The organism is Paenibacillus sp. FSL E2-0190, assembly GCF_037992965.1.
Taxonomy (GTDB): Bacteria; Bacillota; Bacilli; order Paenibacillales; family Paenibacillaceae; genus Paenibacillus_AQ; species Paenibacillus_AQ odorifer.
Genome location: NZ_CP150306.1, coordinates 2,941,300 through 2,967,358 on the forward strand (window position 1 = coordinate 2,941,300; position 26,059 = coordinate 2,967,358).

General features: G+C 43.7%; 28 protein-coding genes and 1 riboswitch. Of the genes, 18 read left to right on the plus strand and 10 right to left on the minus strand.

Going from position 1 to position 26,059, the window contains the following annotated elements; genetic code table 11:
* Positions 1-9: 9 nt before the first annotated feature.
* From NST25_RS12670 to NST25_RS12680, 3 genes are read right to left on the minus strand one after another with little or no spacing between them, the layout of a single operon-like run.
* Entirely contained in the window at positions 10-1,047 is a 1,038-nt protein-coding gene (locus NST25_RS12670; RefSeq protein ID WP_340394106.1) for an ABC transporter substrate-binding protein, read from the minus strand.
* The gene (locus NST25_RS12675) at positions 1,044-1,820 is read right to left on the minus strand and encodes an ABC transporter permease (protein WP_081383239.1); all 777 of its coding nucleotides are present in this window, start codon (positions 1,818-1,820) and stop codon (positions 1,044-1,046) included. Before NST25_RS12675 ends, NST25_RS12670 begins: the two co-directional genes overlap by 4 nt.
* Positions 1,801-2,496, minus strand: coding sequence for an ABC transporter ATP-binding protein (locus tag NST25_RS12680; RefSeq protein ID WP_179088165.1), 696 nt, complete (start codon positions 2,494-2,496; stop codon positions 1,801-1,803). The genes NST25_RS12675 and NST25_RS12680 overlap by 20 nt, the downstream gene beginning before the upstream one ends.
* A gap of 198 nt (positions 2,497-2,694) precedes the next feature.
* Positions 2,695-2,798: riboswitch (TPP riboswitch) on the minus strand.
* Positions 2,799-3,020: 222 nt separating this feature from the next.
* Here NST25_RS12680 and NST25_RS12685 point away from each other — a divergent pair.
* From NST25_RS12685 to NST25_RS12695, 3 genes are read left to right on the plus strand one after another with little or no spacing between them, the layout of a single operon-like run.
* Positions 3,021-3,857 carry an amino acid ABC transporter substrate-binding protein gene (locus NST25_RS12685; protein ID WP_076183478.1) on the plus strand — a complete coding sequence of 279 codons (837 nt, stop codon included), beginning with the start codon at positions 3,021-3,023 and terminating at the stop codon, positions 3,855-3,857.
* Between the two features lie 53 nt (positions 3,858-3,910).
* On the plus strand, positions 3,911-4,579 hold the full coding sequence (locus NST25_RS12690; RefSeq protein WP_076125956.1) for an amino acid ABC transporter permease: 669 nt from the start codon (positions 3,911-3,913) through the stop codon (positions 4,577-4,579).
* A gap of 13 nt (positions 4,580-4,592) precedes the next feature.
* Entirely contained in the window at positions 4,593-5,345 is a 753-nt protein-coding gene (locus NST25_RS12695; protein WP_076189904.1) for an amino acid ABC transporter ATP-binding protein, read from the plus strand.
* Between the two features lie 95 nt (positions 5,346-5,440).
* Here the strand turns inward: NST25_RS12695 and NST25_RS12700 are convergent, their stop codons facing one another.
* Positions 5,441-6,097 (minus strand): S-layer homology domain-containing protein, encoded by a 657-nt coding sequence (locus NST25_RS12700; protein WP_339248402.1) that lies wholly within the window; start codon positions 6,095-6,097, stop codon positions 5,441-5,443.
* A 318-nt stretch (positions 6,098-6,415) separates the two neighbouring features.
* On the opposite strand from NST25_RS12700, the gene NST25_RS12705 reads away from it, so the two are divergent.
* A complete protein-coding gene (locus NST25_RS12705; protein ID WP_036686314.1) occupies positions 6,416-6,895 on the plus strand; it encodes a transcriptional repressor in 480 nt (159 codons plus the stop codon).
* A 73-nt stretch (positions 6,896-6,968) separates the two neighbouring features.
* Here NST25_RS12705 and NST25_RS12710 read toward each other — a convergent pair whose 3' ends face one another.
* Positions 6,969-7,649 carry a TIGR00266 family protein gene (locus NST25_RS12710; RefSeq protein WP_036686316.1) on the minus strand — a complete coding sequence of 227 codons (681 nt, stop codon included), beginning with the start codon at positions 7,647-7,649 and terminating at the stop codon, positions 6,969-6,971.
* Positions 7,650-7,811: 162 nt separating this feature from the next.
* Here NST25_RS12710 and NST25_RS12715 point away from each other — a divergent pair, with 162 nt between their 5' ends.
* Both NST25_RS12715 and NST25_RS12720 read left to right on the plus strand, forming a co-directional pair.
* Positions 7,812-8,018 carry a hypothetical protein gene (locus NST25_RS12715; protein ID WP_076125962.1) on the plus strand — a complete coding sequence of 69 codons (207 nt, stop codon included), beginning with the start codon at positions 7,812-7,814 and terminating at the stop codon, positions 8,016-8,018.
* A 61-nt stretch (positions 8,019-8,079) separates the two neighbouring features.
* A complete protein-coding gene (locus tag NST25_RS12720; protein WP_339248404.1) occupies positions 8,080-8,811 on the plus strand; it encodes a class I SAM-dependent methyltransferase in 732 nt (243 codons plus the stop codon).
* Positions 8,812-8,916: 105 nt separating this feature from the next.
* On the opposite strand, the gene NST25_RS12725 is transcribed toward NST25_RS12720, so the two are convergent.
* Positions 8,917-9,735 (minus strand): AraC family transcriptional regulator, encoded by an 819-nt coding sequence (locus NST25_RS12725; RefSeq protein WP_076125965.1) that lies wholly within the window; start codon positions 9,733-9,735, stop codon positions 8,917-8,919.
* Between the two features lie 277 nt (positions 9,736-10,012).
* Between NST25_RS12725 and NST25_RS12730 the strand changes: the two genes are divergently transcribed.
* The 6 genes from NST25_RS12730 (at position 10,013) to NST25_RS12755 (ending at position 15,273) form a co-directional block, all read left to right on the plus strand.
* Entirely contained in the window at positions 10,013-10,780 is a 768-nt protein-coding gene (locus NST25_RS12730; RefSeq protein ID WP_076125967.1) for a sugar phosphate isomerase/epimerase, read from the plus strand.
* On the plus strand, positions 10,773-11,870 hold the full coding sequence (locus NST25_RS12735) for a Gfo/Idh/MocA family oxidoreductase (protein ID WP_340394111.1): 1,098 nt from the start codon (positions 10,773-10,775) through the stop codon (positions 11,868-11,870). The genes NST25_RS12730 and NST25_RS12735 overlap by 8 nt, the downstream gene beginning before the upstream one ends.
* A 22-nt stretch (positions 11,871-11,892) precedes the next feature.
* The gene (locus tag NST25_RS12740; protein WP_340394114.1) at positions 11,893-12,963 is read left to right on the plus strand and encodes a Gfo/Idh/MocA family oxidoreductase; all 1,071 of its coding nucleotides are present in this window, start codon (positions 11,893-11,895) and stop codon (positions 12,961-12,963) included.
* A 34-nt stretch (positions 12,964-12,997) separates the two neighbouring features.
* Entirely contained in the window at positions 12,998-13,966 is a 969-nt protein-coding gene (locus NST25_RS12745; RefSeq protein ID WP_340394115.1) for a sugar phosphate isomerase/epimerase, read from the plus strand.
* 5 nt (positions 13,967-13,971) lie between these two features.
* Entirely contained in the window at positions 13,972-14,943 is a 972-nt protein-coding gene (locus tag NST25_RS12750) for an aminoglycoside phosphotransferase family protein (protein WP_340394117.1), read from the plus strand.
* Between the two features lie 72 nt (positions 14,944-15,015).
* Positions 15,016-15,273 carry a DUF2164 domain-containing protein gene (locus tag NST25_RS12755; RefSeq protein WP_076306328.1) on the plus strand — a complete coding sequence of 86 codons (258 nt, stop codon included), beginning with the start codon at positions 15,016-15,018 and terminating at the stop codon, positions 15,271-15,273.
* 19 nt (positions 15,274-15,292) lie between these two features.
* On the opposite strand, the gene fabV is transcribed toward NST25_RS12755, so the two are convergent.
* Complete coding sequence (gene fabV / locus NST25_RS12760) at positions 15,293-16,483, minus strand: enoyl-ACP reductase FabV (protein ID WP_340394118.1); 1,191 nt, start codon at positions 16,481-16,483, stop codon at positions 15,293-15,295.
* Between the two features lie 144 nt (positions 16,484-16,627).
* Between fabV and NST25_RS12765 the strand changes: the two genes are divergently transcribed.
* From NST25_RS12765 to NST25_RS12780, 4 genes are all read left to right on the plus strand, one after another.
* Positions 16,628-17,626 (plus strand): aminoglycoside phosphotransferase family protein, encoded by a 999-nt coding sequence (locus NST25_RS12765; protein ID WP_254848944.1) that lies wholly within the window; start codon positions 16,628-16,630, stop codon positions 17,624-17,626.
* A gap of 67 nt (positions 17,627-17,693) precedes the next feature.
* Positions 17,694-18,233 carry an HXXEE domain-containing protein gene (locus tag NST25_RS12770; RefSeq protein ID WP_340394120.1) on the plus strand — a complete coding sequence of 180 codons (540 nt, stop codon included), beginning with the start codon at positions 17,694-17,696 and terminating at the stop codon, positions 18,231-18,233.
* Between the two features lie 139 nt (positions 18,234-18,372).
* A complete protein-coding gene (locus tag NST25_RS12775) occupies positions 18,373-19,440 on the plus strand; it encodes an ABC transporter ATP-binding protein (RefSeq protein WP_076125977.1) in 1,068 nt (355 codons plus the stop codon).
* 189 nt (positions 19,441-19,629) lie between these two features.
* Positions 19,630-21,096: a family 43 glycosylhydrolase gene (locus NST25_RS12780; RefSeq protein ID WP_340394122.1), complete on the plus strand. Its 1,467-nt coding sequence runs from the start codon at positions 19,630-19,632 to the stop codon at positions 21,094-21,096.
* Between the two features lie 84 nt (positions 21,097-21,180).
* Here the strand turns inward: NST25_RS12780 and fabF are convergent, their stop codons facing one another.
* Positions 21,181-22,419 carry a beta-ketoacyl-ACP synthase II gene (gene fabF, locus NST25_RS12785; RefSeq protein ID WP_340394123.1) on the minus strand — a complete coding sequence of 413 codons (1,239 nt, stop codon included), beginning with the start codon at positions 22,417-22,419 and terminating at the stop codon, positions 21,181-21,183.
* Between the two features lie 127 nt (positions 22,420-22,546).
* On the opposite strand from fabF, the gene NST25_RS12790 reads away from it, so the two are divergent.
* Positions 22,547-23,407 carry a helix-turn-helix transcriptional regulator gene (locus NST25_RS12790; protein WP_340394125.1) on the plus strand — a complete coding sequence of 287 codons (861 nt, stop codon included), beginning with the start codon at positions 22,547-22,549 and terminating at the stop codon, positions 23,405-23,407.
* A gap of 60 nt (positions 23,408-23,467) precedes the next feature.
* Here NST25_RS12790 and NST25_RS12795 read toward each other — a convergent pair whose 3' ends face one another.
* Positions 23,468-23,755 carry a hypothetical protein gene (locus tag NST25_RS12795; protein ID WP_076125983.1) on the minus strand — a complete coding sequence of 96 codons (288 nt, stop codon included), beginning with the start codon at positions 23,753-23,755 and terminating at the stop codon, positions 23,468-23,470.
* A gap of 162 nt (positions 23,756-23,917) precedes the next feature.
* Positions 23,918-25,063, minus strand: coding sequence for an MFS transporter (locus tag NST25_RS12800; RefSeq protein WP_340394127.1), 1,146 nt, complete (start codon positions 25,061-25,063; stop codon positions 23,918-23,920).
* A 191-nt stretch (positions 25,064-25,254) separates the two neighbouring features.
* Between NST25_RS12800 and NST25_RS12805 the strand changes: the two genes are divergently transcribed.
* Complete coding sequence (locus NST25_RS12805; RefSeq protein WP_076219164.1) at positions 25,255-26,019, plus strand: exodeoxyribonuclease III; 765 nt, start codon at positions 25,255-25,257, stop codon at positions 26,017-26,019.
* The last annotated feature ends 40 nt before the right edge of the window (positions 26,020-26,059 follow it).

Genomic DNA, 26,059 nt, shown 5'->3' on the forward strand with positions numbered 1-26,059 from the left:
AACTAAACGTTACAGATTGATAAAAGCTTCCTGTGCTTTAATATCTTCTGGTAGAAGATCGTTGGTGGATAACCACAGCTGAACCTTTTCCCAAGATGTCGGGTCTTGATAACCAAAAGATTGATCGCCAGCATTCATCAGTGGCAGTAGAATCTCAAGACTTTTTTTCTCAATCTCCTTGTCGAGCGGTGAAGTTGCATCTTCATGTGCAACCAGTAAATCCAGGGCTTGTTCAGGATTCTGCTCCACAAATATCTGTCCTTTTGTTATGGCATTTAGAAATTTTTTGAAGTAGGCTTCAGAATTTTGCAATCCTTGTTCGCTGGCCACCAGCACAAGCTCATAATAGTCAGGTACTCCGTAATCCGTTGGATTAAGCGAGGTGACCGGATGTCCCTCTTTTTCAAGGATCAGTTGTTCATGGTTGATGAACCCGCCCATTATTGCGTCCACTTGTCCTGTAGAGATCGCAGGGATAAGGTCAAAACCTACGTCAATCAGCTTGGCGGATGAAGGATCGCCTCCATCACTCTGGATCATTGTCCGAATCATTGCTTCATAGAGCGGAATGGAGGAATAGCCGATTTGTTTTCCCACGAGCTCTTTGGGACTATGAATACTGCCTGCCTGAGGAACCATCAGATGATTCAGTGGATGCCGCACGATAGCTGCAATCGAACGTACAGGAATTTTCTCGCCGCGTGCCATAAGTACCTGAGGCTGATAGCTGAGCGCTAGATCAATTTGATTTGCTGCTACAAGCTTTAGGGCGTCATTGCTGTCCGCAGGCATTTTGATCTCGACATCCAAACCTTCCTCTTGGAAAAAACCTTGCTGTTGCGCAGCGTATAGAAAGGAATGAACGGCATTGGGATACCAATCAAGCATAATCGTCAGCTTGTGTGACTGTTTATTTTCGGAATTGGAGGAACCGGTTTGGGAGTTGTTATTTAGCTTGTCTGCCTTCCCGCAGCTGCTTAAGAGCAAAAGTGTGCATACTAGAAATACAGAAATAAGTCCTCGTTGTGGTGATTTTAAATGATTCATTGGTTAGATCCTCTTTTCTTTAAAAATAATTGTTCGAGTAAAGCTATCGCCAGAAAAAGCACAACACCAAGCGCGGACAGCAGAAATACAGCCGCGAACATTTCATCGCTCTGCATATTTCCGGCCATTCTGCGGCTGAAGTAACCGAGTCCTTTACTGCCGCCGAGCCATTCCCCGATAGTAGCTCCGATGACGCAGTATACAATGGACAGCTTTAAGCCAGAGAAAAAAGCAGGCAACGCCAGTGGAATTTGGGTTTTGACAAGCAGCTGCCAGCGGTTTGCACCAAATGTTAATAATAAGTCCTTGTAAGTCTGGCCACTTGTACGAAGTCCATCATATGTACTCACTACAACTGGAAAAAAAGCCGTCAAAAACACCACAGCCACTTTGCTCCACAGCGAATATCCGAACCACATAATAAAAATGGGCGATAGCGCAATTAATGGGACCGTCTGGCTAATGATAAGGAAGGGATAGATGGCCTTTTCTACGGGGCGAAACAGGAACATTCCAATACCCAGCAATACACCAAAAATCACAGAAAGGACAAAACCTACCAGTATCTCCTGCAAGGTCGCTAATAAATGCTGTCCAAATAATAATTGCCTGTGCTCGATCAATGCGATGCCAATAGATGAAGGTGCAGGGAGAATAAAGGCTGGAATCAAGTGAAGGCGAACAGCTGACTCCCAGATTACAAGAATGAGCAGTACCAGAAGAAGGAAGGGACCATAGTTGTCTAGATGTTTTTTAAAAGGTATAGGTTGCATGCAATCTTCGCTCCAACTCTGCCCGTAGTGCTATAAACCGGGGTTCATAGTTCATCTTATAATGTCTTGGTTTTGGTAGATCGACAATGATCTCCTGTAATTCGCTGTGCGTACCGCCAGATAATAAATAAATCCGGTCACTGAGCAATAGGGCTTCTTCCAGATCATGAGTGATGAGCATAATCGTCTGATTCAGTTCACCCCATAACTCCAACAGCCAACGGTGTATCTCACGTTTGGTCATGGCATCGAGAGCGCCAAAGGGCTCATCCAGCAGCATAAGACCACTTCCGCCTCCAGCCACTAAGGTGCGCAGAAATGCTACTCGCTGTTTCATACCTCCCGAAAGTTCATGGGGATAAGCCTTCTCTACATCTGTTAAGCCGAAGCGGGCCAACATTTCCCGAATCTGAGTGATCGTTTTCTGTTTACTAAATCTGGGCTTGATCTCCCAGGGCAAAAGGCAGTTGTCGAGCACTGTTCTCCAAGGCAGCAATAAATCCTGCTGAGGCATATAAGCGATCTGACCTAAACGACTAGCGGTTGAGGGGAGCGTAGGGAGTTTTATTTTTCCATGAGTAGGTTCGAGTAAACCGGCAACCGTTTTGAAAAATGTGCTTTTCCCGCATCCGCTAGCACCTACTACGGAGACGAATTCCCCTTGCCTGATATCCATGGATAGATTTGCGAATACAGGGGGTTGTTCAGTTTCCGGAAAAGAGTAGGTTAGGCCTTGAATAGATAAAATGGTCGTGATGATCTAACCTCCTAATATTTTTGTGGAGCGTCTAAACAAATAAAGACCCATCCATTTCCAGAGGAAATGAATGGGTCAAAAAGTTCATTCTGCATAATAACACTTAACATGCTTGATGAAAATTCTGCTCCACTTCCCTCCGCTGGTATGATCCAGATCAGGTTCCAAGGGTCCGGAGCTTGAAGCTCCGTCTCAGTCGGCCGACTCCCCTAGTGAAATAACAGGTCCATATTAATTTGTTTATAAATATACCATATCTTTCTGAGAAGTAAAGAGAGAAAGAAGTGAAGGATTAATCCAAGATTGGGTAAGATATAAGTAGAAATCTAGTTAATATTACAATTCCGATGTATATAATCGGAAAAAAGTATTGACGATCATGTGATGGCAGTGTACTATTCAATTTACCGGAAAAAAACCGGATAGAGAGAGGGGATTTAATAATGAAAAAATGGAGTTTAACTATTATATTGGCGTTAACCGTGGTCCTTGTAGCGGCTTGCGGCAATAATTCGAATACCAATACGGCTGCTGAACCAACAGCTGGAACGAATGGTGGAGCAGCATCTTCAGCGCAAAACAGTTTGGAGGCTGTGAAGGCCAGCGGCAAATTGCGGATAGGTACAGAAGGGACTTATGCACCTTTTACTTATCATGACACTGCGGGGAAATTGACGGGTTTTGACGTGGAAATTGCCGAAGAAGTAGCCAAACGTTTAGGTGTTGAAGCTGAATTTTTTGAAACTCAGTGGGATGGTATTTTTGCTGGGATGGATGCGAAACGGTTTGATGTCATTTTTAATGAAGTTTCCATTAACGAAGATCGCAAAGTGAAATATGATTTCTCTGAACCCTATATTGTATCCAAGGCAGTATTGATCGTGAGCGAAAACAATGAGGATATTAAGACCTTTGCTGATCTAAAGGGTAAAAAAGCAGGACAATCCCTGACTAGTAACTTATCCGACATCGCTCGTGAGAACGGTGCTGAAATCGTAGCTACGGACGGTTTCAATCAAGCGATGGATCTGCTGACTTCGGGACGTATTGATGCAACTGTGAATGATGGCTTGTCTTATCTGGATCTGAAAAAACAAAAACCAGATGCAAAAATTAAAGTGGTTGATGAGATTCCTGAAGGCTCACAAAGTGCTGCGGTATTCCTGAAAGGCAATGATGAGCTGGTGAATGCGGTCAGTGATGCGATTAAAGAGATGAAAAGTGATGGAACGTACTTGAAAATTTCCGAGAAATACTTTGGAGCTGACGTTTCAAAATAATACAAGGCTAGCAAGGCTAATTAAGCCTAGAAGCTAAAAAGGATGTCTGAATAATGGATGACCGCAAAATACAAATTTTCTTAGATACACTGCTACCCCTGCTTAAAGCCGGGGTGGCTTTTACCATTCCGTTGGCGCTACTTTCCTTTGTGCTTGGATTGATTTTGGCGATCCTAACCGCGTTGGCACGTCTTTCACCGTGGGTAATTCCGAAGCTAATCGCCCGTTTTTATGTATGGGTCATTCGGGGAACCCCGTTGTTAGTGCAGCTATTTATTATATTTTATGGTTTGCCGGCTGTTGGTATTGTACTCGACCCTTTCATTGCCGCCACCATTGGATTTACCCTTAGCGTAGGGGCTTATTCATCGGAAATCGTACGCGCTGCTATCCTGTCGATACATAAAGGCCAGTGGGAAGCTGCCTTCTCAGTCGGGATGACTCGTGGGCAGGCTCTGCGCCGCGTAATTCTGCCACAAGCTGCACGCGTTTCTGTACCGCCGTTATCCAATTCTTTTATTAGCTTGGTCAAAGATACATCGCTTGCAGCGATCATCACCTATACGGAGATGTTTAGAACTGCTCAGCAGGTAGCCTCTACCACTTATGAGCCTCTGTTGGTATACTCCGAAGCAGGATTGTTTTATTTAGTGTTCTGTTCTGTGCTGTCGGTGCTGCAAAATTACTTGGAGAAACGACTCGATCGTTACTCTGCGACCTAAAGGAGAGATACTTGTGATTGAAATCATTAATTTGCATAAATCCTTCGGCGCACTCCAAGTGTTAAAGGGTATTGATCTGAAAATGGAGCATGGAAAGGTACTTGTCATTATTGGGCCATCCGGCTCCGGAAAGACTACACTGCTGCGCTGTTTTAATCTGTTGGAAATCCCGGATCAAGGCAGCCTGTCACTTGGGGATATCACCATCAATTTTACAGATCATAAGAAAATTCCTCAGAATTCCGTATTAGCTCTTCGGCAGAAAACAGGGATGGTCTTTCAATCGTATAATTTATTTCCGCATATGACTGCGCTAGGCAATGTGATGGAGGGACAGGTAACTGTCTTGAAACGAACCAAGGAAGAAGCGCGTAAGCGGGGCCTTCAACTGCTGGCTAAGGTGGGTTTGGCTGATAAAGCTGATAACTATCCACATCAGCTGTCAGGAGGACAGCAGCAGAGAGTGGCCATCGCCCGGGCTATGGCAGTAGATCCAGAAGTGCTGTTGTTTGATGAGCCCACTTCGGCGCTCGATCCCGAGCTGGTAGGGGAAGTGCTTAAGGTCATCAAACAATTAGCAGCAGAAGGTATGACTATGGTGATTGTGACCCACGAGATGAAATTTGCCGCCGATGTAGCGGACCGGATCATTTTGATGGATGGTGGTCATATTTTAGAGCAAGGGACTCCGCAAGAAGTGCTGGAGCATCCGAAGAATCCCCGGGCTCTGCAATTTCTGAATAGACTGAATGGTGAAGAAGAGTAGAAAGACAATATACAAGAAAAAGCAGCTCGGGAATCATCCGGAGCTGCTTTTTCTTGTGTAGATTATTCAAATGAGAAGAGTAACTGAAATTTGGCTTATACTCCTGTTTTCAGGAACTCCAAAGCGTTGTAGAGCATAATCGCAGCTTCGGCACGGGTGAGTTCGCTTTTTGGATTAAACTTTCCGTTAGCGTCTAGAGTATTGATCTTGTATTTCAGGGAGCGCTGAATACTGCCTTGATATGCAGGGGTCAGTGACGCTTCATCAGCGATATCTACTGGAACGATATTGATCATCGGCAGATTACCTACGCCTTCGATCGCTTGCACTAGATAGTTAGTGAATTGCTCTTTGGTCATAATTAGGCTAGGATCAATGTCTTTTGGTAGCTTAACTTGATTGTAATAAGCATTGATAAAGGCTTCAGCGTACCAGGCTTTGTCTTTTACTTTTGTGAACAAGCCGCTGGCAACAGGAGCTTTGTTAAAGTCAATGGCTGCGAGGCTGAGCTGGAGACCGCCGGAGATAAACTGAATCCCTTGGGCTGTAGTTACCTTAGAGCCAGGGAGAAATTGAGATTCGCTGACACCTTTAATTAACCCTTGATTTTTTAAAGAAATGATTTTTTCTTTGCCGTTTATGTTATCAATATCCTTAAAGGTGTTCCCAGCTGCAAACATCTGACCACCCAAAGAAAAGGAGAAAATGGCTACGGTTGTGATCACTGCTAGTGTGCTTTTTTTCATGTTCATGTCTTTTCACCTCGTTGTATGGATAGGCTCCTTAGCCTTTGTCACTCCTTTAACGTTGTAAATTATGGAAAGGTTGCGGTCTAATCTGTATTATTTCACGAAAAAGTAGATTTTAATAGAAATATAGGCCAGATTGGGGTGTAGTACTTTGGATAAGTGGCATGAAATGATATAATGATGTCAGGCTCTTTTCATTCGTGGTTAATTTTGTTATGATTATATCGTAACGATTACTATTTATGGTTTGTCTTAACTGCATAAATAGGAGCGTCTCAGAGGGTACGGATGTTAAATCGTTCCGGGAAGGTAGGAGACCAAATGGATCAAATATCAAATATCAGTCAATTGTTTGCGGCGCAAAAATATAAATTAACGCCTCAGCGTGAAGCTATAGTGAACGTTCTGCTCGACAATGAGAAGGATCATTTAAGCGTAGAAGAAGTATATATGCTTGTTAAGAACAGCTATCCACATCTGGGCCTGGCAACGGTATACCGTACACTTGAGCTTTTATGTGAGCTACACATTGTAGAGAAGATGAACTTCGGAGACGGAGTTGCCCGTTACGATTTGCGCGGGAACGATCATTCGCATATGCATCATCATTTGATATGCAGCGTATGCGGTCGGTTGGAGGAAATTAAGGACGACTGGCTTGTGGAGCTGGAGAGAAGAGTGGAACGTGAATATGGCTTTAACGTCACGGATCACCGCCTTGATTTCAAGGGTACTTATGGAACATGTAAACGTACTGGCTGCAAAAAAGCAAAAGCAGAAGCAGATAAAGCAGTCTCGTAAGATTGCTTTCTAACCTAAAGACACAGGCTTTCTCTAAGCCTGTGTCTTTTTTGATTACTGCGTTCTAGGAAGTCTAGCTTCGAGTAGGTACAAAGGATTTGATCCACGTTCCGAAACTGCCAGGGTTACGGCTCTGAACGAGAATTACACCTTCTCCACGGAAGCGGCAGACAAGTGCTTCACCACTGGTTATGCTGTTAAGCCAGCCAGAGGCTGCCTTTTCCACCTTGTAGTCCATATAGTCTGGCCATGCTACGAGGTGTCCGTTATCGATAATCATTTCTTCACCAGGTCCTAAATTTATTGCATGGATAGCACCGAAGGAAGACAGGAACACCGTTCCTCTGCCACTGATTTCTACAATGAAGAAGCCTTCACCGGAGAAGAGCCCTCTGGTTAAATTCTGCATTTTGGTATTTACTTGAATGCCTTCAGTTCCGGCGAGAAATCCGTCTTTTTGAACTAACAGTTTATACGATCCGTCTAATTCTATCGCCTGAATATCGCCGAGTGAGCCAGGTGACAGCAATACCTCACTTTGACCACGGGTCGCTCTAAGTTCTTGAAAGAAGAATTTCTCACCGCTCAGCATTCTCCCGAGACCGCGCATTAAACCACCATCCACGGTTCCTTTTAATTCTACGTTAGGTGACATCGCGACCATTGCGCCCATTTCAGCCTTTACGCTTTCACCGGGATTTAGTTGGACCTTTAACATAGCAAAAGCACCTTCATACAAAACCTGGTAATTCATCCTTTAAACCTCCGCATCTATTTAGATAAGATAGAATACTAGCTTTGCTCTAAGTGTAACGGAATTCTTGCTTCGCTCATAGTCTGGAATATGTTAAAATGAAGTTGTCTTATAGATGTAAGATCAATAATCATTCACCCATGAATAGGAGAGTGGTGTCACATGGCACGAACCAAGACACAAAAAGCCTTGCGTAAGGCAGAGCGCTCCGGAGCCTGGTGCGCAGCACAGAGTCGTAGATTGAATAGTGATTATGGAGCCATTTCACAGCATGTACGATTAACACCAAGCAAGCAGGAACAATTGAATAAGAATAGATATAAGGGGCAGATCTTCCAAGATGATGCTCCTTTTTTATTGGCTATTTGATAAGAGAACATCGCTCAGCGTATAGTAATTGAAGAAATAATATATAGGAGATGTATCCCTGATGAAACAAAATAAATATGACGATTCGAATTTCTTCTCTGCCTACCAGCAAATGCCCCGTTCTATTGGAGGGCTTGCAGCAGCAGGAGAATGGCATGTATTAAAGGCGCTTCTTCCAGACTTACATAATAAAAGTGTGCTTGATCTGGGCTGCGGCTTTGGCTGGCATTGCCTATATGCCCGTGAGCAGCAGGCGAGTTCAGTTATAGGTGTGGATATCTCTGAAAAAATGCTGCAACAGGCGCGTGAAAAAACGAACGATCCTGCTATAACTTATATCCAGCTGCCGATTGAGGACATTGATTTTGCGAGCGAGCAATTTGATGTGGTTCTCAGTTCATTGGCTTTCCACTATATTGAATCTTTTGCAGCCATCTGCCGAAAGGTGCATTCGTTTCTTAAGCCTGGCGGGAGTTTTATTTTTTCAGTGGAGCATCCAATCTTTACTTCACGTGAAGAGCAAGACTGGTATGCCGATGAACAAGGAAACCGCCTGCATTGGCCCGTAGATCATTATCAATCAGAAGGACTTCGTGAAACGAAATTCTTAACAGAAAATGTGATTAAATACCATCGCACGATTTCCACCTATTTCAATGACCTGATTGAAGCTGGCTTTACTATTAAAGCGGTTAAAGAACCAAAGCCTTCAGCAGAAATGAGTAATGATCTATGGATGAAGGATGAGGAGCGTAGACCGATGTTCCTGATCATTTCGGCTGTAAAAGAATAATCTCATGCTCACGAGTTATGTTCGAATATAGAAGCAGGGGTTGTCCTAAAAGTAGCTTTTTCTACTAAAGGACAACCCTTTTGCAATGAAACGGGTTTTCTTCATTTACACCTGTTCTCTGCTGTGCACACGATATTCTCTTGGTGACATCCCGAAACGACTTCGGAAGACCCGGTGAAAATAGGTGTAGTTCGCAAAACCACAAGTTTCTGCTACTTGCTCCAGCGGCATGGGACTGAAGGTTATCCGTTCTCTGGCCATTTCCAGTCGGACATCGTTTACATATTTAATAATACTGGTCCCAAAGGCTTCCTTAAATAAATGAACGGCCCGCGAGACGGATATACCCACAAAACCTGCTACATCTTCCAATAGAAAGGGTAGGGTTGCGTGCTCCTCAACATATTGCTTCATTCGGTATGCCAGATAACCTTTTGGAGTAATTGCTGGCTGATCTGTAATTAGCCGGTCGATTTCCATACATAGAATTTGCAGATAGCAGGCAGATATTTCTGGAGAGAAGTCGGAAAGTCGACGGTGCTCCAGAATCAATTGGCGAAACAAGCCAAGAAAACTCTCACTAAGCGGCACACTTAGGCGAGTGGGTCTTTGTGAACGTTGCCACCATTCATCAATCCATGTTCCTCCGCAAAAGATATGATAATCTCCGCTTTCAATTCGTGGCTTGCCCACAGGGTACTCTTCTTTATCTATGATCAAATAGTAAGGATCATTTGGAGCGAATAACATAATATCCCCGCTTTCCACAGGTGACATTACACCATCGATCAATGCACGGCTCCTTCCTTCTGTTTGCAGACGTATAAGAAAGTTCTGGTTCCCTTGACTTTGAGACATATGAAAAGGCTTGCGATGAAAAGAAAATCCGGCTGATAATACGTGACAGGTAGCAGAATGAGTCATAGGTCCTCCTGGGTGTATTGAAATGATAAGCAGATTGTTCATGTTTTAATCATATTATTCATTTTAATATATACGCTTTCATATTACTATGTAGCTAAGCAATAAAGAAAGAAATCGACCATCAACGCTAGAAACAGTCGGTATTAGCTGTGCTTACAAGAATGACAGTTTAAGGAAACTGATGTGAATCAGATTAGTCAATTCTGTTACAGCATTATTGTTCAAGTGATTGTCACTACAGAAAGCTAACTTTAAATCCAATTGGAGTGATTCGAAAATGCTGAAGATAGGCCTGCAATTGTATACGCTCAGAGAAGAACTGGAACAGGATTTTGAAGGGACACTGCGTAAAGTAGCAGCCCTTGGTTATAAAGGTGTGGAGTTTTTCCATTACTTCGGCCGTAGCGCAGCAGAAGTCAAACAATTGCTTGATGAACTTGGACTAGTAGCGCTGGGCGCACACCGTCCCTATGACGCATTGTTGAATGATACAGAGGCAGAGATCGCGTACAACCTGGAGATTGGAAATCATCATCTAATTGTGCCGTATCTGTCAGAAGAACAACGTAACTATGAAGAAGTTGCTGCGAATCTGAAGATTATTGGAGAAAAGTGTAAGGCGCGTGGAGCGGTTCTTTTGTACCATAATCATGACTTTGAGTTAACTGATCGATATGGTGACCGTACAGCGTTTGACGGTTTGTTTGAAGAGGTGCCGGCTGATTTGCTGCAAGTTGAAATGGATACATGCTGGGTACATCACGCAGGTTATGATGCCGTAGAGTATATCAATAAATACGCTGGCCGGTTGCCAATCATCCATCTGAAAGATTTGAAGAAACATGAGGATGGTTCACCGGAAACGGTTGTTCTAGGCGAAGGAGAAGTAAACCTTACAGCAATTCTTGATGCGGCTGTACAGGCAAAGGTAGAGTGGGCGGTAGTGGAGCAGGATTATTGCAGCCGTTCACCATTAGGAAGTGTAGAAGATAGTTTGAAATGGGTAAAAGCATACGCTAATCAAGGGGGAAATGTTCATGTCTAAAAAGTTGAGAATTGCTATTGTCGGTTGCGGTGGAATTGCTAATGGAAAACATATGCCAAGTTTGTCACGTCAAGCAAACGCTGAAATGGTAGCCTTTTGTGATATCGTCGAAGAACGTGCACAGGAAGCAGCAAAAACCTATGGTGCTGAAGGCGCGGCTGTATATACAGATTATCAAGAGCTTTTGAAAGCCGGAGGATTCGATATCGTGCATGTATGTACACCGAATGACAGTCACTCCGTGATCACAATCGCAGCATTGGAAGCTGGCAATCATGTAATGTGTGAGAAGCCAATGGCGAAGACTACAGCTCAAGCACAGGAAATGTTAGAGGCTGCCAAACGTACAGGCATGAAATTGTCTGTAGCTTATCAGAACCGTTATCGTGCGGATAGTGAATATCTTAAAGACGTTTGTGAAAACGGTGAGCTTGGTGAGATCTATTATGCAAAAGCGATTGCCGTTCGTCGTCGTGCGGTTCCTACATGGGGCGTATTCCTGGATGAAGAAAAGCAAGGCGGCGGTCCACTGATCGATATCGGTACGCATGCGCTTGATCTAACATTATGGATGATGGACAATTATAAACCGCGTAGTGTTATGGGCTCGACTTTCCATAAGCTTGGTAACCGTAAAAACGGCGGAAATGCCTTTGGTCCATGGGACCCTGAACAATTTAAAGTAGAAGATTCAGCATTTGGATTTATTACCATGGAAAATGGTGCTACAATTGTACTGGAATCAAGCTGGGCTCTTAATGTATCTGAATTTGGAGAAGCGAAGACGCTCCTAGCAGGTACAGAGGGTGGTGCAGATATGAAGGACGGGTTACGCTTAAATGGTGACCGTGGTGGCCGTCTATACGAGACTAAAATTGACTTGTCCGCAGGGGGAGTAGCTTTCTTTAACGGAGGACAAGAGAGTGAATCCGATCGTGAAGCTCGCTTGTGGCTTGAAGCAGTTCGGGAAGATAAAGAACCAGTAGTTAAACCTGAACAAGCCCTTGTCGTTACCCAAATTTTGGAGGCTATTTACGAATCTTCCCGTACAGGTCGTGCTGTGTATTTTGACGGAACATCAGATAACTAAACGAGAAGCAGGTGTGAAGTTCATGAGTTCAAACAGACATTCTGTAGTCATTGTTGGTTTTGGAGGAATGGGAAGTTATCACGCAGGATTGATAAAAGAGACCTCTACCTTAATCGTAGTTGGAACGTACGATGTGCTTGAAGCACGTCGTACCAATTCCAACGACGCTGGCTACAAGGCGTACCAAAGTTATGAAGAAGTATTGGCAGATTCTTCGGTCGAAATTATTCTAATTGCCACACCGAACGATGTGCACAAAGAAATTGCGATTCGTGCATTACAAGCTGGCAAACATGTCATTTGTGAGAAGCCAGTTGCTCTATCAAAGGTTGAATTTCAAGAAATACTGGCGGCGGCTGATAAAGCCGGACGTGTGTTTATGGTGCATCAGAACAGACGTTGGGATGAAGATTTTTTAACCATCAAAAAAATGTACGACGAGGAGACGATTGGATCCCTATTCCAGATCGAATCCCGCGTGCACGGAGCGAACGGAATTCCTGGAGACTGGCGTCATGTTAAGGCACAAGGCGGAGGGATGCTGCTGGATTGGGGCGTTCACTTATTGGACCAGCTATTATTCATGATTGATAGCAAAATTACCAGTGTGAGCAGTAGTTTAAGCTTTATTTTAGGAAACGATGTCGATGACGGTTTTGAAGCTATTCTGCAATTTGAGAATGGAATTAAAGCGATCGTAGAGGTTGGGACGACTAACTTTATTACTTTGCCAAGATGGTATGTGAAGGGTATCGAAGGCACTGGAATTATTGAAGACTGGTCTTTAACTGGAAGATTGGTGACAAGAAATAATGCAGGCGAAAAAATCGAACCGAAGCCGATTCGTGCAGGTGTAGGACTAACTAAAACTATGGCACCTCCATCGGAGGGGGCAACGATCACTGAGGAATTACCTCAGCCGTCGGAGTTAAGCTCTAGCTTTTATGATAATTTCGCTGCTGTCATTGAGGGTACTGCAGAACCTATCGTTAAGAACGCTGAGGTTATGCGGGTACAGAATTTGATTGAAGTTATTTTTGAAGCTGCTGAGAGTAATCAAGTGGTGAAGAATTTTGATCTTTACGATAAATAATAAATAAACTATTTCCAAGAGGAGGTGGCCTACAATGAAACTTGGAGTATTTATGGTCTTGTTTGGAGGTCGTAAGCTGGAGGATGCTCTTGATTATGTAGTATCCAAAGGGCTAAAGGCGGTAGAAATCGGTACGGGAGGCAATCCTGGCAACAGCCACTGCGACCCTAAAATGCTGCTGGAGAATGAAACAGCCTTACATGAATTCAAACATGCTGTGGAATCTCGCGGACTTACAATCAGTGCTTTGAGCTGCCACGGTAACCCATTGCACCCGCAAAAAGAACTTGCTCAAAAGGATCATGAGGATTTCGTAAACTCGGTCAAATTGGCGCAGAAGCTAGGGGTTCCGGTTGTGAATACCTTCTCTGGATGTCCTGGAGATCATGAGGGTGCTAAATATCCGAACTGGCCTGTAGCTCCATGGCCCAATGATTATCAAGAAATTCTGGACTGGCAATGGGAGAACAAGGTTATTCCTTATTGGAAAGAATGGGGTGCCTTTGCCGCTCAGCAAAATGTAAAGGTAGGTCTTGAGCTGCATGGCGGATTCTCTGTACACACACCAGGTACTCTGCTGCGGCTGAGAGAAGCAGCAGGTGAAGTGATCGGTGCGAACCTTGATCCGAGTCACATGTGGTGGCAAGGAATTGATCCTGTGCAAGCGATTCATATTTTGGGACGCCAAGGTGCAATCCATCACTTCCATGCGAAGGATACCGTTATTGATCCTGTGAATGTCAATATGCACGGATTAACTGATATGCAGTCGTATACCAAGATGCTTGACCGTGCTTGGCAGTTCCGTTCTGTCGGCTTTGGACATGATCTTAAGACTTGGGCTGACATTATTAGTGCACTTCGTTTGGTTGGGTATGACTATGTGGTTAGTATCGAGCATGAAGATGGGCTGATGTCTATTGAAGAAGGTTTCTCCAAAGCTGTAAGTAACCTTCAACAAGTATTGATTGAGGAGCCACTGACAGAAATGTGGTGGGTTTAAACGAAATGGAGAGCTTCACGAAAGTTAAATTAAATGATGAACTGCTGGATATTTTGGTGAAAGCGGTTTTCGGTTCAGAAACTGCGGTTAACCTTAGTTCAGAACTTACGGGAGGCTTTTTTAATACAGCCTATGATTTGGAACTCAGCACTGGGAAATCTGTCATTCTAAAGGTTGCCCCTGCTGTAGAGACAGATACGTTAAGTTACGAGAAGAACATTATGAGAACTGAAGTGGAAGCTCTCCGTATGGTTGCAGATAAGGGTGTTGTGCCCGTGCCTGCCGTCTACCATTATGATGAAAGTCTGCTGCTTACTCCTATTCCGTATTTCATTATGGAGAAGGTGGAGGGCCAGCCCTACAGTGATGTAAAGGAGAGTCTTTCGCTTCCGGAGAGAGACGCTATCGAAACTGAGCTGGGGCGTTACAATCGCATAATCAATGAGATACGCGGAGAACGTTTTGGCATTTTTGGAACGGATTCAGAGGAGCCAAAAGCCTCGTGGAGAGAGACCTTTTCATGCCTGATGGAAAGTGTACTTGCTGATGCCAAGAGGCTGAATGCACAGCTCCCTGCGTCCAGTGAAGAGATAATGCAGGAGGTTTCCAAGTATCTCCCTGCATTAGATGCTGTAACCGAGCCACGACTGGTGCATTGGGATTTATGGAATGGGAATGTATTTGTGAAGGATGGAGTCATCGTATCGCTGATTGACTGGGAGAGAGCCCTGTGGGGCGATGTGCTGATGGAGTATTATTTTAGGCATTTTGAGAATTCTGCCGGTTTCTATAAGGGGTACGGAACAACCTACGACAGTCCGAACGAGATTCAGCGGAAGAAGCTTTATGATCTTTATCTTGATCTTATTCTTGCTATCGAATGTTATTCACGCAAATATGCAGACGAAGGTTATGTCCGTTGGACGCATGATAACTTGACTGAGGGTTGGAACCGTTTTAAAGGCAGCAGTGAATGAAGGTTATAGGTGTGAAAAATGACGTGCGAAAGCACGTCATTTTCCTGTATCTAATTAGATTGGAGGATTACCATGCAGCCGTTAAAAATACCGAGAGAACATAAGCTTCAGATTACAGCTAGTATGCAAGAATATTTTGACACAGAGCTGTCCAGTGAAATTGGGCAATTAGCCAGCGAGAACCTTCTCGATTTTATGCTCAAAGAACTTTCGCCTTATATTTACAATCAAGCGTTGGCAGATGCACGAAAAATGATTGAGCAAAAGATGATTTCTCTGGAAGAGGAGATTTATGCTCTCGAACAACCCTTATCCTCAGGCAGAAGATAATCCAAAAACACGATTAATTTTAGCGCAGATTTATAACAGTTACGTCTGGATCAGTATCAGCTTCGTAATCTACACCTTCAGTCTCGAATCCAAATAGCTGGAAGAATTCCTGTTTATAGCTATGCAGATCCGTTAGGTCGTAGATATTGTCTGAAGTAAGCTGGTCCCAGATTTCTATTACTTCTTGCTGGACTGCCGGAGACAATTCCCAATCATCTATACGGATACGCCCTTCTTCATCCAGAGAAGTTCCTTTCGCTGCGTAGAGATGTTCAGCAAACAACCGATAGGTTTGCTCAATACAACCTTCATGAAGACCGTGCTCTTTCATGACTTTGTAAAGGGCGGAAATATAGAGGGGCACGACAGGAATCGCCGAGCTGGACTGTGTGACAAGACCTTTTGTGACCGCTACATAAGCTCTACCGTGAGTAACAGATAACGCTTCGTTAAGTGTTCTTGCCGTAGCTTCGAGATGGTCTTTAGCAAGTCCAATCGTTCCCTGGCGATATACGGCTTGAGTAAGCTCTGATCCGATATACGAATAAGCAATAGTGGTTGCGTGATCAGCTAATACTCCGGCTTGCTGGAGTGCTTCTATCCATAACTGCCAATCATCACCGCCCATCACCCGTACGGTATCATGAACTTCCTTATCGGTCGCGGGTTCGATGGAGATTTGAGTGACTTCACCCGTATGAAAATTTACAGTTTTGTTGGTAAAGGTGTCGCCAATAGGTTTGAGAACAGAGTTATATACTTCACCTGTCTCCGGGTCTGTACGGCGCCCAGAAGCAACACTGTAGATGACCAAATCGACTTGTCCTAATTCGCTGCGGATCAGCTGAATCGTTCTTTCTTTGGTCTCTTTGGAGTAAGCATCTCCGGTAACGCTGTAGGATTGCAGGCCTGCAGACTCCGCAAGTTGTTCGAAGGCGGCGGAATTGTACCACCCAGCAGAGGCTGTACGGGCTCCATTGCTGCTGCTCGGCCGATATACGCCTACTGTGCTGGCTCCAGCCCCAAAGGCGGCTGTAACCCGTGAGGCGAGGCCGTAGCCTGTGGATGCGCCAATGACAAGTACCTTCCGGGGTCCTTTGATCGCGGGTTGTGCCTTAATATACTCAATTTGCCGCTCGACTTGACGAGCGCAGCCTTGCGGATGTGCGGTTGTACATATAAAGCCACGTGTTCTAGGTTTTATGATCATAATAATAGTTTCCTCTCTTTCATGAAAAGCAGCTAATGATACGTGTTATTTCTAATTTTAACAATTTTCATTCCAATGGAGAAGGATTGTTTATCTTTCTTATATCAAATACAATGAATCCCGGGCTTTTATGAGGTTGGATTTTTGCATTTTTACTTAACTCTGTATGGTGGTGAAGTCTTGGAAAGTCAGACTAAAACAAAATTGACGGTTGAGCAGCAGGACATCCTGGTGGGTGCTGCTTTTGGAAGCCATGTGAAAATCATTCAAAGTACGGAATTGACGGGAGGTTATTTCAACGCAGCTTATGACCTCCTATTGTCAGATGGCAGAGCTACGATCCTTAAAATATCGCCATCCGATGAGACAGACACGCTAAGTTACGAGCACGATATCATGGCTACAGAGGTTGCGGCAATGCAGCTAATGAAGTCTAAAGGAACGGTACCTGTGCCTGAGGTATACGCTTATGATAACAGCAGAAATTTAATATCGAGTGACTTTTTTTTCATGGAGAAAATAATCGGCCAGCCCTATAATGAAATTAAGGAAGAGCTTAGTCCGCAGCAAAGAAGTTGTATTGAGGAAGAATTAGGTCGTTATAGCCGGATTATCAATGAGATTCAAGGGGATCATTTCGGATTATTTAATGTATCCTCGAAGATAAAGGGGACTTCTTGGCGGGAAACCTTTCAAAATTTGATTGGCAACCTCCTTGATGATGCTCGGCGCTTAGAGGCAAAGATGCCCATTCCTTTAGAAAAGATTGAGGCGGAGATCAACAGCCGTATACATGTGATGGATGTGGTCACTGAGCCACGTTTAGTTCACTGGGATCTATGGGATGGGAATGTGTTTGTGCGAGAGGGAAGCATTGTTGCCTTAATCGATTGGGAACGGGCGTTATGGGGCGATCACCTTATGGAATATTATTTTCGCTATATTGAGGATTCTGAGCATTTCTGTAGAGGTTATGGGGACAGCTTTGATAGCCCTAATGAATGTGCACGCAAAAAACTCTACGACTTATATATCGATTTAATTTATTTCATTGAGTGTTATTCGCGTAAATACGATAGCCAAGGCCATTTCCAGTGGGCACAGGATAATCTGCTGGAAGGTTGGGAACGTTTCATGGGTTAGGACATTTTCAGCAAGATTACAACATAAGAAGGTAAGGAGGCTGAGCAGGAGAAGGGAGAGGATTCTCATGTTTGAGTGGCTAAGTGTACATATAGATATCGTAAGTTTGCTGTGGCTGTTGCCGATCCTATTTATGTTTCATGATTTTGAAGAAATATTAACGATTGAAGCATGGGGGGCAAAGTATAGAACCAGGTTAGAGGACGCAATTCCTTCGTTTATGCGCAAGACGTATCATTCGATGTTACAAATGACTACACGTAATTTTGCAATGGACGTATTATTCGTGTATATTTTTATAGTGACGGTAACTTGTATTGCAGTATTCTTTTCTAATTACTTATTGTACTTGGCAGTGCTTGCGGTATTTTTCTTACATTTATTTACTCATCTAGGACAGACGATATATTTAAAGATATATACACCAGGGGTAGTTACAGCAGTACTAGTAGTTCTTCCCTATTCTCTTTATGCGTATTATCGACTATTGAATGACAACTTGGTATCTCTTGGAGATATCGGATGGTCTCTGCTGTTAGTTCTTTTGCTGCTTCCGCCAATATTGTGGTTGTTAGTGAAGAATAGAACTCGCATTAAACAGAACTAGTACATAAGGCTGCTGCTGGCCATATCTTTTTCAGAAAAATCTTGACTAGAACCCTTAGAACTAGATAAAATAATACTTATTGCTTACAACTTGGTGAGAATCATTATCATAATTGACGAGGAAATGAGAGGGTGACAAGATGGAGCGCCTTTTAGAGGTAAAAGATCTAGCGATATCATTCAAAACACACGGTGGAGAAGTACAAGCGATCCGTGGTGTTAGCTTCCATGTAGATAAAGGTGAAACTCTAGCGATTGTTGGGGAATCCGGTTCCGGTAAAAGTGTAACTTCACAAGCGGTAATGAAGTTAGTTCCAACGCCGCCAGGAGAATATAAACGTGGACAAATTTTATTTGATGGACAAGATTTGATCGGTAAGTCTGAGAAGCAAATGCAGAAGATTCGTGGTAAAGAGATCGGTATGATTTTTCAGGATCCGATGACTTCCTTGAACCCGATGATGAAGGTCGGCAGACAAATTACTGAAGTACTGCACAAACATGAGAAAATCTCCAAAGAAGCTGCCAATAAACGTGGGGTTGAACTGCTTACGCTAGTAGGTATTCCTTCACCAGAGCGCCGCTTCAATCAATATCCGCATGAGTTCAGTGGCGGTATGCGTCAACGTGTCGTTATCGCAATGGCACTTGCAGCAAACCCTAAGCTTCTGATTGCGGATGAACCAACTACAGCGCTCGACGTTACCATTCAGGCACAGATTCTTGACCTGATGAAGGAATTGCAGAAGAAGATTGATACGGCGATTATTTTTATCACCCATGATCTTGGTGTTGTAGCAAGAATGGCGGATCGTGTAGCAGTAATGTATGCCGGACAAATTGTTGAAATGGGAACTGCAGAAGAGATCTTCTACGATCCAAGACATCCTTACACTTGGGGATTGCTTGCGTCCATGCCAAGTTTAGAGAGCAAAGGTTCTTTGCTTACCGCTATTCCTGGTACCCCTCCAGATTTGATCAAACCGCCTAAGGGTGATGCCTTCGCACTTCGCAGCACCTATGCGATGCAAATCGATATGGAGAAAGAGCCTCCAATGTATAAGGTTTCGGATACCCATATGGTGAAGTCTTGGTTAATGCATCCGATGGCACCTAAGGTGGAACCACCAACAGTCGTTAAGAATAGACAACGTATACTTAAGAACGCTTATCCAGAGCCAGTTTTAGTGCAAGAAGGCGCTAAGTAAGCAACTTGTTTTAACTAAATAATAAGAGGAAACGCTAGGCCATTTAGTTGGCTTAGCGTTTTTTTTATTTTCTACAACGTTCACTATTATTTAAATAAATATGAATTAATACGAACTTAATTAAATAAAAGGGTTGACTATTTATCGTTTTCATCTCAAAATGAAAAGGCATACATAGGGGGTATAACGATGAAGAAGATAATTATTACTACTTTACTTAGCGTTTCATTATTAGCTGTAACCGCGTGCAACAACGACACGGCTAATTCTGGCAACACAAACAGCGGACCTGAGCCTGTTCAGCCTGTCTTCAAGAATGTTTCTGTACATGATCCTTCCATTATTTTGGCTGATAATAAGTACTATGTGTTTGGCTCACATTTGGCTTCTGCTAAATCCGACGACCTGATGTCCTGGACTCAATTGTCCTCTGGAGTTGTTGATGGAAACGTACTCATCCCGAATGTCAAAGAGGAATTAAAAGAGGCCTTAACCTGGGGAAAGACGGACACTTTATGGGCACCGGATGTCATTCAATTGGCGGATGGTAAATATTATATGTATTACAACGCGTGTAAAGGTGATTCCCCATTATCAGCACTTGGTATAGCCGTGTCAGACCAGATTGAAGGACCTTATAAGAACAAAGGGATCTTCTTAAAGTCAGGTATGGTGGGTGTAGGCGATGACGGAGAAACTTATGATGCCACACAAAAGCCGAATGTTGTAGATCCGGATGTGTTCTTTGATAAAGAAGGCAGATTGTGGATGGTGTATGGTTCTTATTCCGGTGGTATTTTTATTATGGAACTGGATACAAGCACAGGATTCCCACTGCCAGATCAAGGTTATGGCAAAAAGCTTCTAGGCGCAAATCATGCGCGGATAGAAGCTCCCTATATGCTGTACAGTCCTGAGACGGATTACTACTACCTGTTCCTATCCTACGGGGGGCTGGCTGCTGATGGCGGATATAACATCCGTGTAGCTCGCTCGAAGACACCTGATGGACCATTTGAAGATTCTGAGGGCCAGGATATGATCGATTCACAGGGCACAGCTGGCGTATTGTTTGATGATCCTGCTTATGCTCCTTACGGAGTTAAACTCATGGGGAATTTCGAATTCCTGAATAATGACGATGAGCTCCCAGTAAGTGGGGAAGGATATGTATCACCAGGACATAACTCCGCATTTTACGATGAAGAGACTGGCAAGTATTATTTGATCTTCCATACACGGTTCCCGAATCGTGGTGAAAAGCATGAGGTTAGAGTACACCAGATGTTCATGAACGCTGATGGCTGGCCGGTGGTCGCACCACACCGTTATGGTGGCGAGACCATTGATAAATATACGAAAGAGCAAATCGCAGGCGAATACAAATATGTGAATCATAATAAAGAAATTACGGCAGATATCGTGCAATCGGAGCTAATTCAATTGACGAAGAGTGGTAAAATCAAAGGCGCAGTAAAGGGCAAGTGGAAGCTTATCGACGATCATACTGCAGAGTTAACGATAGGTGGTTCTACTTATAAGGGTGTGTTCCTGAAAGAGTGGAATGAAGCTACAGCCAGTAATGTTATGACGTTCACCGCGGTTTCTAATGAAGGGATCTCTATCTGGGGAAGTCAGGTATCACCTTCGGAATAAGATAGTTTAAAAGGATTAACAGCAGAAGGGGTTTCAACTAGTCATGTGTAATGGCTAAGTTGAAACCCCTTTTATAATGTAGGATTAGTCTACGAACTTTCGGATCACAATAACAGCATTATGGCCGCCGAAGCCAAATGAATTGGAGATGCCTATTTCGAGATTAGCTTTTCGTGCATTGTTAGGTACGTAATCTAAATCACAGATGGAATCAGGCGTGTCCTGATTGATGGTAGGAGGAATGATCCCTTCTTGGATACTCTTAACTAAAGCGATGGCTTCTAAGCCGCCAGCGGCCCCTAAAGCATGTCCAGTCATGGACTTATTAGCGGTTACGGGGATGTGGTAGGCATGCTCGCCATATAATTTTTTAATCGCTAGGGTTTCAGAATGGTCTCCTACTACTGTACTTGTCGCATGCGCACTGATTACATCTACGTTGTGGGGCTGGAGATTAGCTTCATTTAGCGCTAACTTCATAGCTTGATAGGCACCAATCCCCTCTGGATGAGTGGCAACCATATGATAAGCATCAGAGCTAGCACCATACCCGATCACTTCACCGTGAATCTTGGCGTTTCTACGCTGAGCATGGGAGAGTGACTCAAGAATGACTATGCCGCCACCTTCACCGATTACAAAGCCATCCCGTCCTCCATCGAAAGGGCGGCTCGCTTTAGTAGGCTCTTCATTTCGTGTAGATAAAGAGGTGGCATTCCCGAAGCTGGCCAGCGAGATTCCAGTAATAGCAGCCTCAGAACCCCCGGCTATAACGATGTCCGCACCGCCATAACGAATTAAACGGAAGGCCTCGCCAATTGCAGTATTTCCAATAGAACAAGCTGTTACTGGAGACATGGTCGGGCCGAGAGCTCCAAATTTAATGCTGATCATCGCCGCAGCCATATTGGAGATCATCATGGGAATTAAGGTAGGGCTGACTCGATCAGGTCCACGCTCTTTCAGGACCGTACCTTGATCCATCAAGGTCTGAATTCCTCCAACACCAGATCCTACATAAACGCCAAGTCTCTCCTTGTCAATCTTATCAAGCTGGAGGCCAGAATGTTTCCAAGCCTCTTCAGTAGCTGCGAGGGCAAACTGACTGAATCTGTCCATTCGCCGTGCCTCTTTACGCCCAAATCTGCCCTCGGCATCGAAATCACGTACTTCGCCGGCAATTCTCGTCTTAAAACCTGTTGTATCAAATGAAGTGATCGGGGATATACCCGATTCACCAGAAATTAGCCGATCCCAAAATTGCCCGATTGTATTTCCAAGTGGTGAGATTAAGCCCATGCCTGTAATCACTACGCGTTCCATAATGAACCTCCTCAGCTAGTGTATACTAGTATTTTTCCACTTTATTTATCCTATTACAAGTTATCGTTTATCCTAGTATAATTTGTACTATACTAAAGGAACAGGAATCCCAAAGTGGAGGTAGCTTATGGCTAATCAAACAAGATTACAAGCATTATCCGATTTTTTGAAAGCACGTCGTGCTGCAATTTCACCAAGCTCTGTAGGCTTGCCAGAAGGCACACGCAGAAGAACGCCAGGACTCCGCAGGGAAGAGGTTGCACAGCTTGCAGGGGTAAGCAGTACCTGGTATACGTGGCTTGAACAAGGCAGAGATATAAAAGTCTCGTCCTCTGTTTTGGACTGTATTGCCACTGCACTTAGGCTGACTAAAGATGAGCGGAAGTATCTTTTTGCACTGGCTTTAGAAACTGGAACCGGAACCACACCCTATCCGCAAGATGAATCTTCCGTAATTAGTCCTTCGCTGCAGAAAATTTTACAGGAACTTAAATATTGTCCTACGATAATTTCTGATAGACGTTGCGGAATCGTCGGTTGGAATGAAGCTGCCGCCCATGTTTTTCTTGATTTCTCAAAGCTGCCTATCGAAGAGCGGAATATGATCCGATTGTTATTTGTTCGTAAGGAGTTTAGGCGCTTAGCAGTGAATTGGGAACAATTCGTCAGCGGTTATCTTTCTATCTTCAGAGCGTATTACGGACAGTATGTAGAGGATCATTGGTATGATGAATTTATAGAGGAATTGAAAGAATTGCATCCGGCTTTTAATGAGATGTGGGAGCAAAGTCGGGTTAGCTCGGCCCCGGATGTGTTACTAGAATTCAGACATGCCAAGGCGGGAAAAATGTTATTTCATCTAACCTCTTTGAAGGTTCATGGCAGTGCAGATTTACGCTGCAGCATCTATACTCCTGCGGGAGATTCGAATACTGAAACCAAGCTGAAGCAGCTTATGGAGCAGCATACAATAGAAGGATTAAGCTAGATTCACATAGAGAAGCATCCCTAGCTGAACTTCCAGCTAGAGATGCCTAATGCTACACTATTAGAAATCTGATGTTGAAATTTCAATAGTTCCGAATGTGGTGCCAGCAGGAGTGCTTAAGAGTGCAGCTACCAAAAGGGCATGAACTGCGAGCGTAAGGCTATTGAATGCTGGAATCGTGTATGTGATAACTGGAGCATTCACACGAGTGATTACTAAATCTACTGGGAAGTTGGAGTTGTTGTTCACAGTAACAGCAGCGTTAATTCCACCTGCAAGGTTTTCATAATAAGATTTACCAATGACAGGGGCTAAATTGAAATATTGAAGCGGTAATACGATGGCCATAGTAACGACCTCCTTTTCGTTTGATAGGATATTCTATGTTGAAAATCTATTAATGCTAGAGCGAATGCCATGGTGAATTAGCACTTTTTAATAGAAAAAACCGGGGATGTCCAATAGCCACTTAGAAAGCGGCTGGGACATCCCCGGTTTATTTTCGTACGCTTATTCCGTTTTTTTACGATAAATCAGATACAGTATCAATCCGAATAGCATGCCGACAAACGACATTGCGGAGATCGTTAAGTAAAGAGCTTTACCCCCAAAGGCATCATATAATGCCCCACCAGCATAAGAAGCCAGGATACCTGATACACCGAAGAACAATAGTGCAAGAACGGTTTGCCCTGTAGCACGCCATTCCTCGGGTACAATGCTGTAGAGGTATTGAATAGCAGCGGAGTAGAACACAGGGAAGGTAAGAATTTGCAGAATCTGCAAATACGCTAACAAGTGTGGATCAATGATCCAAGCTGAAATCAAGAAACGAAGGAAATAGAAGGCTCCGGAAATCGATATGATAATCAGTTCTTTTCCTTTTCGCAACCACCAGAAGCTTAATGCAAAGACAATGATTTCACTTATTGCCGCGAGGAAAAATGATTGGCCTACCAGTTGAGGACTGCCACCAAGCTCACGAATATAAACTCCAATAAATGTATCGTTCATTCGTGCGGGTACAGAGCTAATAAATATGAGCACCAGAAACATCAATGTCTTTTTGTTGCCAAAAAAGTGCTTGAGGCTATCCAGCGTGACCGGCTTACCTGTGACGGGGGCATCTGGCATGTTCCAGCTTACTATAAAGCTTATAAGGCAAATGGCAACAAACAGAAGAGCTATTCCATGAGAGCCGAAAAAACCAAGCACATAGCCAGTAATCAGAGCCATTACACCATAACCTAGCGCACCATATGTACGGATAGAACCATAGCTAATTCCAGCCGCCTCAGAGACTCGGAAATTCAAGCTTTCTGTCAGCGGATCAATGGGCATCAAGAAGAAATACAGCAGCATAGCAAAAAGAATGAGAACAACGTAACTGCTGGAATCGAACAAAAAGTATCCGGTTACCGCTGAGCATAACAGCAGAGCTAACAGCACTTTGCGGATGGTTTTGGTTTTATCACTGATCATCCCCCATAAAGGCTGGGCAACGATGATAACAAAACCACCAGTTCCAATAATGAAGCCGATTTGCGATGGGCTTAGACCTTGTTCACTTAGATAGACTGGCAGAAAGGGAATAAACATGGCTAGCAGAGCAAAATACAAAAAGTTAAACCCTCGTAAAAGATTTGGTGCATTCATAAGTTTTTTTACCTCACGTGTTAGAAAATTTGTATAGAGTCAATTTTGCTATTGTATCATGGATAATAAATGATTAGGATATAAATCTATTCGCGGAACTGCTTAAGATGACCCTAACCCTCTATAAATTTCTGGCCGTAATATGATAAACTGGTTACTATTAAAGCAAAATGCAAGGAGAAACGTTAATGATAAAGTTGGTATCATGGAATGTGAATGGTCTTCGGGCCTGTGTGAAAAAAGGGTTTGATGATTATTTTAAGGAAGTAGAAGCAGATATTTTCTGTGTACAGGAGACGAAGCTGCAAGAAGGGCAGATTGTTCTGGAACAGGGTGAAGAATACTATCAATATTGGAATTATGCAGTGAAAAAAGGGTATTCAGGCACAGCTATATTCACCAAAATCAAGCCGATCTCTGTGAGATACGGAATGGAAGAGGATGATGAAGCGGAAGGCCGGATTATTACGCTGGAGTTCGAACATTTTTATCTAGTGAATGTGTATACACCAAATGCCAAACGAGATCTGGCTAGATTGGATTACAGAATGGAATGGGAGGACCGCTTCCGCAATTACCTTCTGGAACTGGACAAGCTAAAACCAGTCGTTGTATGCGGCGATATGAACGTAGCCCATCAGGATATTGATATCAAAAATGCTAAAGCTAACCGCGGAAACTCTGGCTTTACCGATGAAGAAAGAGGAAAAATGAGTACGCTGCTGGAGTCCGGCTTCATAGATACCTTTAGATATTTTCATCCAGAGCTTGAAGGCGTTTATTCATGGTGGTCTTATATGCCGAAGGTGAGAGAACGGAATGTAGGCTGGCGGATTGATTATTTCCTAGCTTCTTCTAGACTTGCACCTAATCTGCTGGATGCCCAAATCGATTGCCACATTATGGGGAGCGATCATTGCCCGGTCATCCTCAAGCTTGCTGATTTCACAGACTAGAATCGAATATTTAAAAGGCCGCTAAGTCTCTTTAAAGGAC

What these genes read in the sequence shown, in the direction of transcription:
- NST25_RS12670 (WP_340394106.1), bottom strand. Translation starts at nt 1,047, where the DNA reads ATGAATCATTTAAAATCACCACAACGAGGACTTATTTCTGTATTTCTA.
- NST25_RS12675 (WP_081383239.1), bottom strand. Translation starts at nt 1,820, where the DNA reads ATGCAACCTATACCTTTTAAAAAACATCTAGACAACTATGGTCCCTTC.
- NST25_RS12680 (WP_179088165.1), bottom strand. Translation starts at nt 2,496, where the DNA reads ATGGATATCAGGCAAGGGGAATTCGTCTCCGTAGTAGGTGCTAGCGGA.
- NST25_RS12685 (WP_076183478.1), top strand. Translation starts at nt 3,021, where the DNA reads ATGAAAAAATGGAGTTTAACTATTATATTGGCGTTAACCGTGGTCCTT.
- NST25_RS12690 (WP_076125956.1), top strand. Translation starts at nt 3,911, where the DNA reads ATGGATGACCGCAAAATACAAATTTTCTTAGATACACTGCTACCCCTG.
- NST25_RS12700 (WP_339248402.1), bottom strand. Translation starts at nt 6,097, where the DNA reads ATGAACATGAAAAAAAGCACACTAGCAGTGATCACAACCGTAGCCATT.
- NST25_RS12705 (WP_036686314.1), top strand. Translation starts at nt 6,416, where the DNA reads ATGGATCAAATATCAAATATCAGTCAATTGTTTGCGGCGCAAAAATAT.
- NST25_RS12710 (WP_036686316.1), bottom strand. Translation starts at nt 7,649, where the DNA reads ATGAATTACCAGGTTTTGTATGAAGGTGCTTTTGCTATGTTAAAGGTC.
- NST25_RS12715 (WP_076125962.1), top strand. Translation starts at nt 7,812, where the DNA reads ATGGCACGAACCAAGACACAAAAAGCCTTGCGTAAGGCAGAGCGCTCC.
- NST25_RS12720 (WP_339248404.1), top strand. Translation starts at nt 8,080, where the DNA reads ATGAAACAAAATAAATATGACGATTCGAATTTCTTCTCTGCCTACCAG.
- NST25_RS12725 (WP_076125965.1), bottom strand. Translation starts at nt 9,735, where the DNA reads ATGACTCATTCTGCTACCTGTCACGTATTATCAGCCGGATTTTCTTTT.
- NST25_RS12730 (WP_076125967.1), top strand. Translation starts at nt 10,013, where the DNA reads ATGCTGAAGATAGGCCTGCAATTGTATACGCTCAGAGAAGAACTGGAA.
- NST25_RS12735 (WP_340394111.1), top strand. Translation starts at nt 10,773, where the DNA reads ATGTCTAAAAAGTTGAGAATTGCTATTGTCGGTTGCGGTGGAATTGCT.
- NST25_RS12740 (WP_340394114.1), top strand. Translation starts at nt 11,893, where the DNA reads ATGAGTTCAAACAGACATTCTGTAGTCATTGTTGGTTTTGGAGGAATG.
- NST25_RS12745 (WP_340394115.1), top strand. Translation starts at nt 12,998, where the DNA reads ATGAAACTTGGAGTATTTATGGTCTTGTTTGGAGGTCGTAAGCTGGAG.
- NST25_RS12750 (WP_340394117.1), top strand. Translation starts at nt 13,972, where the DNA reads ATGGAGAGCTTCACGAAAGTTAAATTAAATGATGAACTGCTGGATATT.
- NST25_RS12755 (WP_076306328.1), top strand. Translation starts at nt 15,016, where the DNA reads ATGCAGCCGTTAAAAATACCGAGAGAACATAAGCTTCAGATTACAGCT.
- fabV (WP_340394118.1), bottom strand. Translation starts at nt 16,483, where the DNA reads ATGATCATAAAACCTAGAACACGTGGCTTTATATGTACAACCGCACAT.
- NST25_RS12770 (WP_340394120.1), top strand. Translation starts at nt 17,694, where the DNA reads ATGTTTGAGTGGCTAAGTGTACATATAGATATCGTAAGTTTGCTGTGG.
- NST25_RS12775 (WP_076125977.1), top strand. Translation starts at nt 18,373, where the DNA reads ATGGAGCGCCTTTTAGAGGTAAAAGATCTAGCGATATCATTCAAAACA.
- NST25_RS12780 (WP_340394122.1), top strand. Translation starts at nt 19,630, where the DNA reads ATGAAGAAGATAATTATTACTACTTTACTTAGCGTTTCATTATTAGCT.
- fabF (WP_340394123.1), bottom strand. Translation starts at nt 22,419, where the DNA reads ATGGAACGCGTAGTGATTACAGGCATGGGCTTAATCTCACCACTTGGA.
- NST25_RS12790 (WP_340394125.1), top strand. Translation starts at nt 22,547, where the DNA reads ATGGCTAATCAAACAAGATTACAAGCATTATCCGATTTTTTGAAAGCA.
- NST25_RS12795 (WP_076125983.1), bottom strand. Translation starts at nt 23,755, where the DNA reads ATGGCCATCGTATTACCGCTTCAATATTTCAATTTAGCCCCTGTCATT.
- NST25_RS12800 (WP_340394127.1), bottom strand. Translation starts at nt 25,063, where the DNA reads ATGAATGCACCAAATCTTTTACGAGGGTTTAACTTTTTGTATTTTGCT.